Origin of the sequence: Pseudomonas sp. Ant30-3 (genome assembly GCF_000690905.1) — a bacterium.
Taxonomy (GTDB): Bacteria; Pseudomonadota; Gammaproteobacteria; order Pseudomonadales; family Pseudomonadaceae; genus Aquipseudomonas.
On sequence record NZ_JMCL01000002.1, the window covers coordinates 1 to 12,681 of the forward strand.

Below are 12,681 nucleotides of genomic sequence, written 5' to 3' on the forward strand. Positions count from 1 at the left end.
GGCGAGGGAGCTTGCTCCCGCTCGGATGCGTAGCAGCCGCCAATCGGTGAGCGCTACGCACTCAAGCGGGAGCAAGCTCCCTCGCCACAGACGTTGGTTCAGAGCGCAAACAATTCCGCCGGCAGTGCCATCAAACAGTCACTCCCCGCCTCGATCGCCGCGCGATGAGCGGCCGTGCGCGGTAGCAGTCGCTTGAAGTAGAACTCGCTGGTCGCCAGTTTGGCCCGGCAATAATCGGCGTCGCCACTGCCCTCATCAACTTGCGCCTGCGCTACCAGCGCCATACGCAACCACAGATAACCGAGAATGATGTAACCGCTGTACATTAGGTAATCCACTGACGCAGCGCCAACTTCATCGGCATTCTTCATGGCGGCCATGCCGACCTTGGTCGTCAGTTCGCCCCACTGCTGATTTAGCTCGTTGAGCTGCGCGACATAATCGCCCAGTTCAGGGTGCCCGGCATTGGCGGCGCAGAACTTGTGGACGATTTTGGTAAAACCGCGCAGCAGTTTGCCCTGACTGCCGAGCACCTTGCGCCCGAGCAGGTCCAGCGCCTGAATACCGTTAGTGCCTTCGTAAATCGGGGCGATCCGGCAGTCGCGGACCAACTGCTCCATGCCCCACTCACGAATGTACCCGTGACCACCAAACACCTGCATGCCGAGGTTGGTCACTTCCAGCCCGGTGTCGGTCATGAAGGCTTTGCAGATGGGCGTGAGGAACGCCAGCAAGTCTTCGGCATCCTGGCGCGCGGCTTGATCCGCGCTCAGATGCGCGACGTCCAGCAATTGCGCGGTGAAGTAGGTCAGCGCGCGATTGCCTTCGTTGAAGGCTTTCATGGTCAGCAGCATCCGGCGCACGTCCGGGTGGACGATGATCGGGTCGGCAGCTTTTTCCGGTGCTTTCGGCCCGGTCAGCGAGCGCATTTGCAGCCGGTCGTTGGCATACTTGATCGCCCCTTGAAAGCTCGCTTCGCCCAGACACAATCCCTGCATGCCGGTGCCGAGGCGCGCGTGGTTCATCATGGTGAACATGCAGTTGAGGCCTTTGTTCGCCTCGCCGATCAGAAATCCCTTCGCCTCATCGAAATTCAGGACGCAAGTGGCCGACGCCTTGATGCCCATCTTGTGCTCGATCGATCCGCAAGACACACCATTGCGCTCGCCCGCTTCACCCGCGTTGTCCGGCAGAAATTTGGGCACGATAAACAGCGAAATACCCTTGGTTCCTGCTGGAGCCTCCGGAAGTTTCGCCAACACCAGATGAATGATGTTGCCACTCATGTCGTGCTCGCCGGCGGAGATGAAAATCTTGCTGCCGGAGATCGCGTAACTGCCGTCCGCCGCAGGCACGGCGCGGGTTTTTATGATGCCCAGGTCGGTTCCGCAATGGGCTTCGGTCAGGCACATGGTGCCCGTCCATTCGCCCGCAGTGAGTTTGCTCAAATACGTCTGTTTCTGCTCGTCAGTGCCATGGGCGTGAATGGCCGACATGGCGCCGTGCGTCAGGCCGGGATACATGCCCCAGGATGTGTTGCTGGAGCCGACCATTTCACTGATGACCAGGCCCAGCGAGCTGGGCAAACCCTGGCCGCCAAATGCCGGATCAGCCGCCAGACCATGCCAGCCGCCTTCTACATATTGTGCGAAAGCTTGCTTGAAGCCTGTAGGCGTTGTGACCACGCCATTGTCGAAATGGCAGCCCTCTTCGTCACCGTTGCGATTGAGCGGCGCGAGAACGTTCTCACAGAACTTTGCGCCTTCTTCAAGGATCGCGTTGACCATGTCCGGGCTGGCGTCTGTCGCGCCCAGCGCAGCATAGTTGCTGTGAAAATCGAAGACGTGGTCGATCAGGAAGCGCATGTCGCGCAGGGGAGCTTTGTACTCGGGCATGGTCATTTCTCCGGCAGCAGATCCCTCAAACCTACTGCCGGCGACTACGCCTCACAATCACAGTCCAGACGCTGAATGCGCCATCATCACTCAACCTGCAGCAGCGTCCATGCGCACCGCGCCACGGCGATTTCGTCCGTACGCCACCACACAGTTGCGACCGGCGCCTTTGGCTGCATAGAGCGCTTCGTCCGCTGACTTCAGCACTTTTTCCGGGTTGCGTTGCTCGACACGCTCAGCGACGCCGATGCTGACGGTGACCGAGACACTCGAGGCCGCCGAACCGGCACGGCGCTGTCGCCCTTGCTGATCATCCTGAGGGCGGTCCTGATTACGTAGATGGATGTTGTAGGTCGCGATGGATTCGCGGATGACTTCGAGATGCGGCATACACTCTTCGAGCGTCTTGCCGGCAAACACAAGGGCAAATTCCTCTCCGCCGTAGCGATACGCCCTACCGCCACCGCCGATTTTCGACAGTTTGCTGGCAACCAGACGCAGCACTTGATCACCCACATCATGGCCGTGGGTGTCGTTGAATTTCTTGAAGTGGTCGACATCGCCCATCGCCAAAACGTAATTGCGCCCCAGACGTTGCATGCGTTCATTCAGTGCGCGCCGGCCGGGCAGACCGGTGAGCTCATCGCGAAACGCCATCTGATACGCCTCATGAGCGACCGCTGCAGCAATCATCAACATGACCTGACTGCACATGATATTGAGCGTGAACGGCAGGATGAACGTCTTCGGTAGCGCCCAGAACAGTCCGAGCAAGCCGACCAGTTGCGCGGCGTGCAAGGGTCTGGGGTTGCGCCAGTATTGCCAACCCAGCAGCACAAATGCGCCGATAAATACCGGGTAGGCGAGCTGGATCAGGCTCATCCAGGTTCCGTGCAACGCGGGCCAGCGGATTTCCGACAGCCACAACAGCAGCGCTTGCGGGTAGCTCTGTTCCAGCCCCAGCGCGACACTGCCCACCGCCAGCAACACTGCGAAACGCGCCACCATGTCCTGAAACAAATGGGTGCGTTCCTGCCACGCGGCAAACACCCCGAACAACAGCGGTAACAGCAGGCAACACAGGTGAAACACCACCGCAGCGTCTGCGCGAACTTTGCCGTTGTCGCGGTAGTAATCGGTTTGGGTATCAAGCAGGAAGTACGCGATGTACACCGTGACCATCAGAAACAGTTCGCGCTGGCGTCGGTATACCGCGCAGTAAGCGCCGCCGAGCAGCAGGACCAACGTGGGCAAGACGTTGAACAGCGAGGTGAGGAAGACGTTCAGATCCTTGACGTAGGCCGCCGCGAGTCCCGCAACCAAGAGCAGAAGGGACGGCAGAAAATGACTGATACGTACAGCGGAAGGACGTGACAAAGGGTAAAACTCCAACCCGGCAAAAAGAGATGGCACTGTGCCTGCCATCAGTAAATCACATAGGGTGTGACACATGTCACATCGCCATCCTCTTTAACGGCAGCGTTTGCGTTCTTCTTAAGGTTTTTTGGCTGGAATGTTTAGCCATTTATGTCGCGCACAAAAAAGCCGCTGCTCCCGAGGAAGCAGCGGCTCGATGAAGCACCTGCGCGGGTCTTAGTAACCCAGCGCGAAGTCCTCTTCCTTCATATCCATCAGGTTACCGGCGCCCGACAGCATGGTTGCAACGTGAGTGCGTGTACGCGGCAGGATGCGCTGGAAGTAGAAGCGCGCAGTCTGCAACTTGGCGGTGTAGAACGCTTCTTCCGAGGTGCCGGCCGCCAGTTTTTCTGCCGCCAGGCGCGCCATGTCAGCCCAGAAATAGGCCAGGCAGGCGTAACCGGAGTACATCAGATAGTCCACCGACGCCGCGCCGACTTCTTCGCGATCTTTCATGGCAGCCATACCGACCTTCATGGTCAGCTCGCCCCACTCTTTGTTCAGCGCAGCCAGCGGTGCGACGAACTCTTGAACCGCTTCGTTACCTTCGTTGGTCTGGCAGAACTTGTGGACGATCTTGGTGAAGCCTTTCAGTGCCTCGCCTTGAGTCATCAGCACTTTGCGGCCCAGCAGGTCGAGTGCCTGGATACCGGTGGTGCCTTCGTACAGCATCGAAATGCGGCTGTCGCGAACGTTCTGCTCCATGCCCCACTCGGCGATGAAGCCGTGACCGCCGTAGATCTGCACGCCGTGGTTGGCAGATTCGAAACCGACTTCGGTCATGAAGGCTTTGGCAATCGGCGTCATGAACGCCAGCAGTGCGTCAGCTTTTTTCTTCTCTTCTTCGTCCACACCGTATTTGACGATATCGACTTGCTTGGCCGTGAAGTAAACCATCGCGCGGTTACCTTCGGCGAAAGCCTTCATGGTCAACAGCATACGACGCACATCAGGGTGCACGATGATCGGGTCAGCGGCTTTTTCAGGCGCTTTCGGGCCAGTCAGCGAGCGCATCTGCAGACGGTCGCGAGCGTATTTCAGACCACCCTGGAATCCGATCTCGGCGTGTGCCAGACCTTGCAGCGCAGTACCCAGACGTGCGGTGTTCATAAAGGTGAACATGCAGTTCAAGCCTTTGTTCGCCGGGCCGATCAGATAGCCGGTGGCCGCGTCGAAGTTCATCACGCAGGTGGCGTTACCGTGGATGCCCATCTTGTGTTCCAGGGAACCGCAGGTGACCGCGTTGCGGGCACCGATCGAACCGTCAGCGTTCGGCATGAACTTCGGCACGATGAACAGCGAGATGCCTTTGGTGCCAGCCGGTGCGTCCGGCAGGCGGGCCAGGACGATGTGGACGATGTTATCGGCCATGTCGTGTTCACCGGCCGAGATGAAGATCTTGGTGCCGGATACTTTATAGGAACCGTCGGCCTGAGGTTCAGCCTTGGTGCGCAGCATGCCCAGGTCGGTGCCGCAGTGCGGCTCGGTCAGGCACATGGTGCCGGTCCATTCACCAGATACCAGCTTGGTCAGGTAAGCCTCTTGCTGCTCAGGCGTACCGTGCTCGGAAATGGTGTTCATCGCGCCATGCGACAGGCCCGGGTACATGCCCCACGACCAGTTGGCTTCACCGACCATCTCGCTGACCGCCAGACCCAGCGACTCCGGCAGGCCTTGGCCGCCGTGCTCGATGTCGTGCGCCAGGCTCGGCCAGCCGCCTTCAACGAATTGCTTGTAGGCTTCTTTGAAACCGGTCGGCGTTTTAACGCCGGACTCGCTCCAGGTGCAACCTTCGGTGTCACCCACGCGGTTCAGCGGAGCCAATACCTGCTCACAAAACTTGGCGCCTTCTTCGAGAATGGCGTCAACCATGTCAGGAGTTGCGTCTGCACAAGCCGGAAGGCTCTGATAATGCGCTTCGTAGCCGAGCAGTTCGTCACGAACGAAGCGAATATCACGCAAGGGGGCCTTGTAGTCAGGCATAGCGATAAACCTCTGCTGATGTAACCGGGGATGAACGACCGTATGGATTTGTTGTGACGGTCAAACAGTTGTTTGAAACATACGTTTACGCCTAAACCTTGTCAAGCGTCGATCTTTTGCCGTTTGTCATTCACGCCCTCGGTTGGCCGGACGCGCGCATGCGCAAGCCCTCGCCATCAGCGAAGCGTATTGAAGAAAAGATTAGTTGAGCGAGAAGGACTTACGCAGAAAAACGCCGCGACAAGGCGCGGCGTCGGGTAGCGGATTGCAGCGAGGCGTCAGGCAAATGTATCAATCAGCGTACCGAGCATTTCGTCGGAAGCCTTGGCCACTTTAACCCCGGCTTCAAGCTGAAACCTGCCTTGCGCCATCTCGACCATGCTGCTGGAGAGGTCTGACTGCTGAGCGCGGTCAACCGAGCGCAGACGGTCGACTTGCGATTCGGAGGACTGACTGGTGACCGAACGCTCGATCGTATTGTTGGCGATCTGAACTCCAGCCTGATCGACACGGTTCTGCCCAGTCTGAACAGTGCTCAGACCGGCATAAAAAGCGGTGTTTCCTGAGATTTCCATGGGAGAACACGTCCTTTGAAGGATCAACAAGAACTCATTGAAGCAGACCTGACAGTAAAACGCCCGACAAAAACACTAATGGCAAAGTGCCCTGTCATAGTGAAAGCCTAGTCCAGCAGATCCAGTTGCAGATGTTCAGCCACCGCCTCAGCCGTTACCAACTTGAGTTTCGGGACCCGCCCAAGGCACGGCGCGGGGAGTCGTTCGGCGAGGGTGGCGAGGTTTTCTTCCAGCCGCGAGGTTTTTGGATCGATGATATTCGCCACCCAACCGGCCAGCTGCAGGCCGTCTCGGGCAATCGCTTCGGCCGTCAACAGTGCATGGCTGATGCAGCCGAGGCGCACACCAACCACCAGAATCACTGGCAGATTCAGCGCCATCGCCAGGTCGGACAGATTGTCCTGATCCGCCAGCGGCACGCGCCAGCCACCGGCGCCTTCAATCAAGGTGAAATCCGCCTGCATGTCTAGAATCTGCCGCATCGGCGTGAGCAGAGACTGCACTGTAAGCGCCACACCGGCTTCTCGAGCGGCCAGGTGAGGCGCGATGGCCGGCTCGAACGCCAGCGGATTCACTTGCTTATAAGTCAGCGGCATTGAGCACTCCGCCAGCAGCGCCAGGGCATCGGCATTGCGTAAACCCTTGGGCGTGACCGAGCAACCGGAGGCCACCGGTTTGCCCGCTGCGGTACTCAGGCCCGCTGAGCGCGCAGCGTGCAGCAACCCCGCCGCAACGGTCGTCTTGCCAACATCGGTGTCCGTACCGGTGATGAAATAGGCTGCGCTCATTGGGGTTTCTCCAAAACGGCGTACACCACTTGATAAGTCGCCGGCAGACCTTTGGCCTGACGAAACCGCTCATAAGCCTCAACCAGGCCGAGAATCCGCGCGCGGCCGGTCAAACCGCCCGGTCGACCGGGGTTCAGGTTGTGCGCACCCAACGCCTTGAGCTCGTGGGTGAGACTGCGCACATCAGGGTAATGCAGCACATGGGGACGGGTCTCCAGTCGCGCGATTCGCAAACCGCTGTCGGCGCAAAGCTGTTGGTAAACCCCGAACTCCCGAAAGCGATTGACGTGCACTCTGCCATCGACCTGACGCCAACTGTCGCGCAGCTCCGCCAGGGTGCCTACGCACAGACTAGCAAACGCGAAGACTCCACCCGGTTTCAGTACCCGATTCGCTTCACTGAGCACCGAAGCGAAATCCGCGCACCACTGCACCGCCAGGCTTGAAAAGATCAAATCGCAGGTCGAGGCCTGCAGCGGTAACCGTTCTGCATCGCCAACAATGAAATCGCGCGCCCCGCCCAATGGCCGCGCGTGATTGAGCATGCCCTCGGCAATGTCCAGCGCAATACCCTGGCTGCCGGCGAACCGTTCGGCCAACACGCGACTGAAATAGCCAGTGCCGCAACCCAGATCCAGCCAGCGCGCCGGTACGAAAGCCTCCGGCAACCTGTTCAGTAATTCACCGCCGACTGCACGCTGAAGCTCGGCCACGCTGTCATAGCTGGCTGCCGCGCGGGAGAAGGAAGCGGCTACGTCGCGCTTGTCCGGCAACCCGCCGGGCAAGCCGTGAAGGGATAAATCAGTCATCACCAAACTCATGCAAAAAGGCCTGAATCGCCCCCGCCACACCGTGGGGGTCTTCCAGAAGAAACGCGTGGCTGGCCTGTTCAATCAGACCAATTTCGACATCCGGCAACAACGCCAGCAATTCACTCGCGGCCTCAGCGGGCACAAGGCCGTCGAGCCCGGCGAAGAGGTGCAGTTGCGGTCCGCGAAAGGCTTGCAGCGCCTGACGGGTATCCAGTTGCGCGAGCACTTCGAGGCCGCTCATTAGGACGGCGTCGGTCGTGTGCGGCGCGCCGCCGAGCAACAACCGCGACAACCCGCGCGGGTCTTCAGCGCCCTGCGTGCAAAGCAGTGCAAAGCGTTTCAAGGTCAGCCGCGAATCGGTTTTGCACCCGGCCAGAAACGCGTCGAAGGTTTCTCCCGACATCGCACTCGGCCACTGTTCATGGGCGATAAAACAGGGATTGCTCGCGAGCGTCAGCACGCCGCAGCAGCGGTCGCCGCGCCGCGCCGCCAGTTCGGACGCGAGCATGCCGCCAAAGGACCAGCCGCCCAACCAGGTGTCCTGGGGCAGGGTCGCATCAAGTTCGTCGAGCCATTCTTCCAGGTCGCTGGATGCCAGCTCAGGCAACGGCTCGATCTCGACGCGCAAGCGCTCATCCAGTCCCTGCAGAGCCGCAGACAATGGCTCCAGCGGAGAAATGCCGAGACCCCAACCGGGTAGCAGAATCAGCCGATCACGCATGGTTTGGCTCCGGGCGCAGTTGTTGAAAACAGTCGGCGAGGCCCTCTAACAATAGCTGCACCTGTGCTTCGCTGTGCGCCGCGGTCAACGTCACTCGCAAACGCGCACTGCCCGCAGGCACGGTCGGCGGGCGAATCGCGGTCACCATCAGGCCGCGTTCACGGAGCATGTGCGACAGGCGAACCGCGCGCCCGGCATCGCCAACCATGATCGGCTGGATTGGCGTGGAGCTGTCCATCAGCTCCAGACCTATCTGCTCGGCACCCCGGCGGAATTGGCGGATCAAGCTCTGCAGGTGCTCACGGCGCCAGTGTTCACTGCGCAGCAATTCCAGGCTTTTCAGCGTTGCGCAGGCCAGGGCCGGCGGCTGGCTGGTGGTGTAAATGTATGGGCGGGCGAACTGGATCAGGCTTTCGATCAGCTCGTCGCTGCCAACGACAAATGCGCCGGCCGTACCAAACGCTTTGCCCAGCGTGCCGACCAGTACCGGCACATCGTCCTGACTCAAACCGAAATGTTCGACGATGCCGGCACCCGTGGCGCCCAGCGGTCCAAAACCGTGGGCATCGTCAACCATCAACAACGCGCCTTTGGCCTTGGTTTCGCGCACCAGCGCCGGGAGATCGGCGATGTCGCCGTCCATGCTAAACACGCCGTCGGTGACCACCAGGGTATTGCCGGTGGCTTTCTCGAGGCGCTTGGCCAGACTCGCCGCGTCGTTGTGCAGATAACGATTGAAGCGCGCGCCGGAGAGCAGCCCGGCGTCCAGCAATGATGCGTGATTGAGCCGGTCTTCGAGGACCGTATCGCCCTGTCCCACCAGCGCGGTGACTGCGCCAAGATTGGCCATGTAGCCGGTGGTAAACAGCAAGGCACGTGGGCGGCCGGTAAGGTCGGCGAGGGCTTCTTCGAGTTCATGATGCGGCGTGCTGTGACCGATTACCAGATGCGATGCCCCGCCGCCGACGCCCCATCGGGACGCACCGGCCCGCCAGGCTTCGATCACTTGCGGGTGATTGGCCAGACCGAGGTAATCGTTGTTGCAGAACGCCAGCAACGGCTGACCATCGACCACCACTTGCGGGCCTTGCGGGCTGTCGAGCAATGGGCGGTGACGGTAGAGATTGTCGGCACGACGGGCGGCAAGGCGTGCGGCGAGATCGAAAGACATGCAGGCCTCGACTTTCAAATGATACATGTCCCCTGTGGGAGTGAGCCTGCTCGCGATGGCATTGTGTCAGCCGAGATCGTTATTGGATGTCATACAGCTATCGCGAGCAGGCTCACTCCTACAGTGGTTTTGCATTCCAATCAGTGGGAAAGGTGAAACGGTCAAACAGCCGCGTTATAAAACTGCTCGCTGCTTTTCTGCTCCACCAACGCCTGCTCGATCGCCGCCTGATGCACTTCATCCGCATGCTCTTCACGCGCTTCCGGCAGGATGCCCAGGCGCGAGAACAGTTGCATGTCCTTGTCGGCCTGCGGGTTGGCGGTGGTCAGCAACTTGTCGCCGTAGAAAATCGAGTTCGCACCGGCGAAAAACGCCAACGCCTGCATTTGCTCGTTCATCGCTTCACGGCCAGCGGACAGGCGCACGTGAGACTGCGGCATCAGGATGCGCGCGACCGCGAGCATGCGGATGAAGTCGAACGGGTCGATGTCATCGGCATTTTCCAGCGGCGTGCCGGCGACTTTCACCAGCATGTTGATCGGCACCGATTCCGGATGCTCCGGCAGGTTGGCCAACTGGATCAGCAGGTTGGCGCGGTCGTCCAGCGACTCGCCCATGCCGAGAATGCCACCGGAGCAGATCTTCATGCCCGATTCACGCACGTACGCCAGGGTTTGCAGGCGCTCGCCGTAAGTGCGCGTGGTGATGATGCTGCCGTAAAATTCCGGCGAGGTGTCGAGGTTATGGTTGTAGTAATCGAGGCCGGCGTCGGCCAGCGCTTCGGTCTGATCCTGATCCAGGCGACCGAGGGTCATGCAGGTCTCCAGGCCCATGGCTTTCACGCCTTTGACCATTTCCAGTACGTACGGCATGTCTTTGGCCGACGGGTGTTTCCACGCCGCGCCCATGCAGAAGCGGGTGGAGCCGATGGCTTTGGCGCGCGCGGCCTCTTCGAGGACCTTCTGCACTTCCATCAACTTCTCTTTCTCCAGCCCGGTGTTGTAGTGACCGGACTGCGGACAATATTTGCAATCTTCCGGACAGGCGCCGGTTTTGATCGAAAGCAGCGTTGAAACCTGAACGCGATTGGCGTCGAAATGCGCGCGGTGCACCGTCTGCGCCTGGAACAACAGGTCGTTGAACGGCTGCACGAAGAGTGCTTTGACTTCGGCCAAAGACCAATCATGACGCAGAGTTGCAGTGGTGCTGGCGCTCATGGGTGTTTCCTTTGTTTTATGCTTGGCTGGCGACTGGGGTAAGGAATACCCACAGACGCGACACGGATGTTCGGCATATTTAAGGAAGAGTGATGCGCTGTCAACCACGCTACGAAGGACCGGTTTACATCTGGTTAAAAAACAAACAACACTGTTCGCTGTGCGGCGAAGTGGCGGATGACGCCACGCCGATCTGCATGGCTTGTGAAACCGATCTGCCGTGGCTGGGTGAACATTGCCGGACGTGCGCATTGCCACTGCCGTCGGCGGGGCTAACGTGTGGTCAGTGCCTCAAACAACCGCCGGCATTCGAACAGGTCGCGGTGCCATGGACCTACAGTTTTCCGCTGGACAGCCTGATCACCCGTTTCAAACACAGCGCGCGTTGGCCGTATGGACGACTGCTTGGTAACCTTCTTGCTCAGTTTCTGCGCCACCGTTTCGGAGAGGATATGGACCGGCCCGACGCAATGCTTCCAGTGCCTATGGCCGCGAAACGTCTGCGCAAGCGTGGTTTTAATCAAGCGGCCATGCTCGCGCGATGGCTGAGTGAGGGGCTCGACATCTCTTGCGATGACAAAATATTGTTGAGAGTTCAGGACACCAGCGCCCAGCAGGATCTGAATGCCGAGGCGCGCAAAAAGAACCTGCGCAATGCCTTCGCCCTGGCGCCCGATGCACGGGTCGCAGGTCTTCATCTGGCGCTGGTGGACGACGTGCTCACCACCGGCGCCACGGCCCATGCCTTGGCCCGATTGTTGATGGATGCCGGCGCGGCGCGGGTCGATGTGTACTGCCTGGCGCGCACACCAAAACCTGGCGACACCCTCTAATTCACGCCGGAAAATATATCTGTGGCGAGGGGATTTATCCCCGTTCGGCGGCGAAGCCGTCGTAAGACCTGCTTGCAGGGTACGCGTTAACAATGTTTGGGGCCGCTTCGCAGCCCAACGGGGATAAATCCCCTCGCCACAGATGAACCCTTCCATCAGGTATACACCTCCATCAGGTATACCCTTCCATCTGGTATACCCTTTCATCTTAGCGACATAACCCGTGGGATCGGGCTTGCTGCCACAAGTCCGCTGCGCGACTTGACTCCCGCGTTCCAAGCAGCCAACGTCCCCGACATCGTCATAGTCCAAAGCCTCTCGCCATGTCCCTGCCCACGTTGTTGTCCCAGCACATTGTCCGTCGCCCGCAACGCATTGCGTTGCTGCAGCACATCGCCGAGGAAGGCTCGATCACCCGTGCGGCAAAAAGCGCCGGCCTGAGTTACAAAGCTGCGTGGGACGCCATCGACGAGTTGAACAACCTCGCGCAGAAACCGTTGGTGGAACGCAGCGTCGGTGGCAAGGGCGGCGGTGGTGCCAGACTGTCCAGCGAAGGTGAGCGGGTGCTGCGCCTGTATCAAAAACTGCAAACCCTGCAGGCGCAGGTGCTGGAAGCGGCAGAGGACGCCAGCGATCTCGATCTGCTCGGACGCCTGATGCTAAGGACCAGTGCGCGCAATCAATTGCACGGCAAGGTGATCGCGATTGGCAGTCAGGGCCGCAACGACCTGATCCGGCTTGAGCTGGCGGCGGGCCTGACACTGGATGCGCAAATCACCCACGACAGCACGCTGCGTCTTGAGCTGGAAATTGGCACCGAGGTGGTGGCGTTGATCAAAGCCGGATGGCTGGAGCTGCTGGCGCTCGAAGATTCGGCAACGCCGGGATACAACGACCTGACCGGCATTATCGAAGAAATCCTCGACGCCGAGGACGGCCCCAGCGAAGTGCGCATTGGCTTGCCCAACGGCCAGACGCTGTGCGCACTGGCCGAGCCGCTGCTCTTGCGCTCGCTCGATCTGGCAGCGGATAAACCGGTGCGCGTGCAATTCGCACCGTCCAACGTTTTGCTTGGCACACCGCTGTAAACCATACACCGCTGCCTTTGTAGCAGCTGGCGGAGCCTGCGTCCGGCGGCGCAGCTGTCGTAAAAAACTCACGTCGCGATCGCGATTAAAAATTGATATGAGATTACGACTGCTGCGCAGCCGGACGCAGGCTCCGCCAGCTGCTACAAGGGAGGTGTGCTGCAACTGCAACAAAAACTTCA

The 12,681-nt window shown here is 59.8% G+C and carries 11 protein-coding genes; 2 read left to right on the top strand and 9 right to left on the bottom strand.

What is annotated here, in order from left to right; all coding sequences use genetic code 11:
• Positions 1 to 98: 98 nt before the first annotated feature.
• The 9 genes from DU29_RS0100385 to bioB all read right to left on the bottom strand — a co-directional run bounded on the left by DU29_RS0100385 (position 99) and on the right by bioB (position 10,578).
• Entirely contained in the window at positions 99 to 1,895 is a 1,797-nt protein-coding gene (locus DU29_RS0100385) for an acyl-CoA dehydrogenase C-terminal domain-containing protein (protein WP_028619907.1), read from the bottom strand.
• A 90-nt stretch (positions 1,896 to 1,985) separates the two neighbouring features.
• Positions 1,986 to 3,272 (bottom strand): GGDEF domain-containing protein, encoded by a 1,287-nt coding sequence (locus DU29_RS0100390; protein ID WP_028619908.1) that lies wholly within the window; start codon positions 3,270 to 3,272, stop codon positions 1,986 to 1,988.
• A gap of 216 nt (positions 3,273 to 3,488) precedes the next feature.
• On the bottom strand, positions 3,489 to 5,294 hold the full coding sequence (locus DU29_RS0100395; RefSeq protein ID WP_028619909.1) for a phenylacyl-CoA dehydrogenase: 1,806 nt from the start codon (positions 5,292 to 5,294) through the stop codon (positions 3,489 to 3,491).
• Positions 5,295 to 5,572: 278 nt separating this feature from the next.
• Complete coding sequence (locus DU29_RS0100400) at positions 5,573 to 5,869, bottom strand: hypothetical protein (protein ID WP_028619910.1); 297 nt, start codon at positions 5,867 to 5,869, stop codon at positions 5,573 to 5,575.
• Between the two features lie 107 nt (positions 5,870 to 5,976).
• On the bottom strand, positions 5,977 to 6,657 hold the full coding sequence (gene bioD / locus DU29_RS0100405) for a dethiobiotin synthase (protein ID WP_028619911.1): 681 nt from the start codon (positions 6,655 to 6,657) through the stop codon (positions 5,977 to 5,979).
• Positions 6,654 to 7,466: a malonyl-ACP O-methyltransferase BioC gene (bioC, locus tag DU29_RS0100410; RefSeq protein WP_028619912.1), complete on the bottom strand. Its 813-nt coding sequence runs from the start codon at positions 7,464 to 7,466 to the stop codon at positions 6,654 to 6,656. Before bioC ends, bioD begins: the two co-directional genes overlap by 4 nt.
• Positions 7,459 to 8,190: an alpha/beta fold hydrolase gene (locus DU29_RS0100415; RefSeq protein WP_028619913.1), complete on the bottom strand. Its 732-nt coding sequence runs from the start codon at positions 8,188 to 8,190 to the stop codon at positions 7,459 to 7,461. Before DU29_RS0100415 ends, bioC begins: the two co-directional genes overlap by 8 nt.
• Positions 8,183 to 9,361 carry an 8-amino-7-oxononanoate synthase gene (bioF, locus tag DU29_RS0100420; RefSeq protein ID WP_028619914.1) on the bottom strand — a complete coding sequence of 393 codons (1,179 nt, stop codon included), beginning with the start codon at positions 9,359 to 9,361 and terminating at the stop codon, positions 8,183 to 8,185. Before bioF ends, DU29_RS0100415 begins: the two co-directional genes overlap by 8 nt.
• 161 nt (positions 9,362 to 9,522) lie before the next feature.
• Positions 9,523 to 10,578 (bottom strand): biotin synthase BioB, encoded by a 1,056-nt coding sequence (bioB, locus tag DU29_RS0100425; protein WP_028619915.1) that lies wholly within the window; start codon positions 10,576 to 10,578, stop codon positions 9,523 to 9,525.
• Positions 10,579 to 10,670: 92 nt separating this feature from the next.
• On the opposite strand from bioB, the gene DU29_RS0100430 reads away from it, so the two are divergent.
• Together DU29_RS0100430 and DU29_RS0100435 are read left to right on the top strand one after the other, a co-directional pair.
• Entirely contained in the window at positions 10,671 to 11,411 is a 741-nt protein-coding gene (locus tag DU29_RS0100430; protein WP_028619916.1) for a ComF family protein, read from the top strand.
• 323 nt (positions 11,412 to 11,734) lie between these two features.
• Positions 11,735 to 12,499, top strand: coding sequence for a TOBE domain-containing protein (locus tag DU29_RS0100435; protein WP_028619917.1), 765 nt, complete (start codon positions 11,735 to 11,737; stop codon positions 12,497 to 12,499).
• The last annotated feature ends 182 nt before the right edge of the window (positions 12,500 to 12,681 follow it).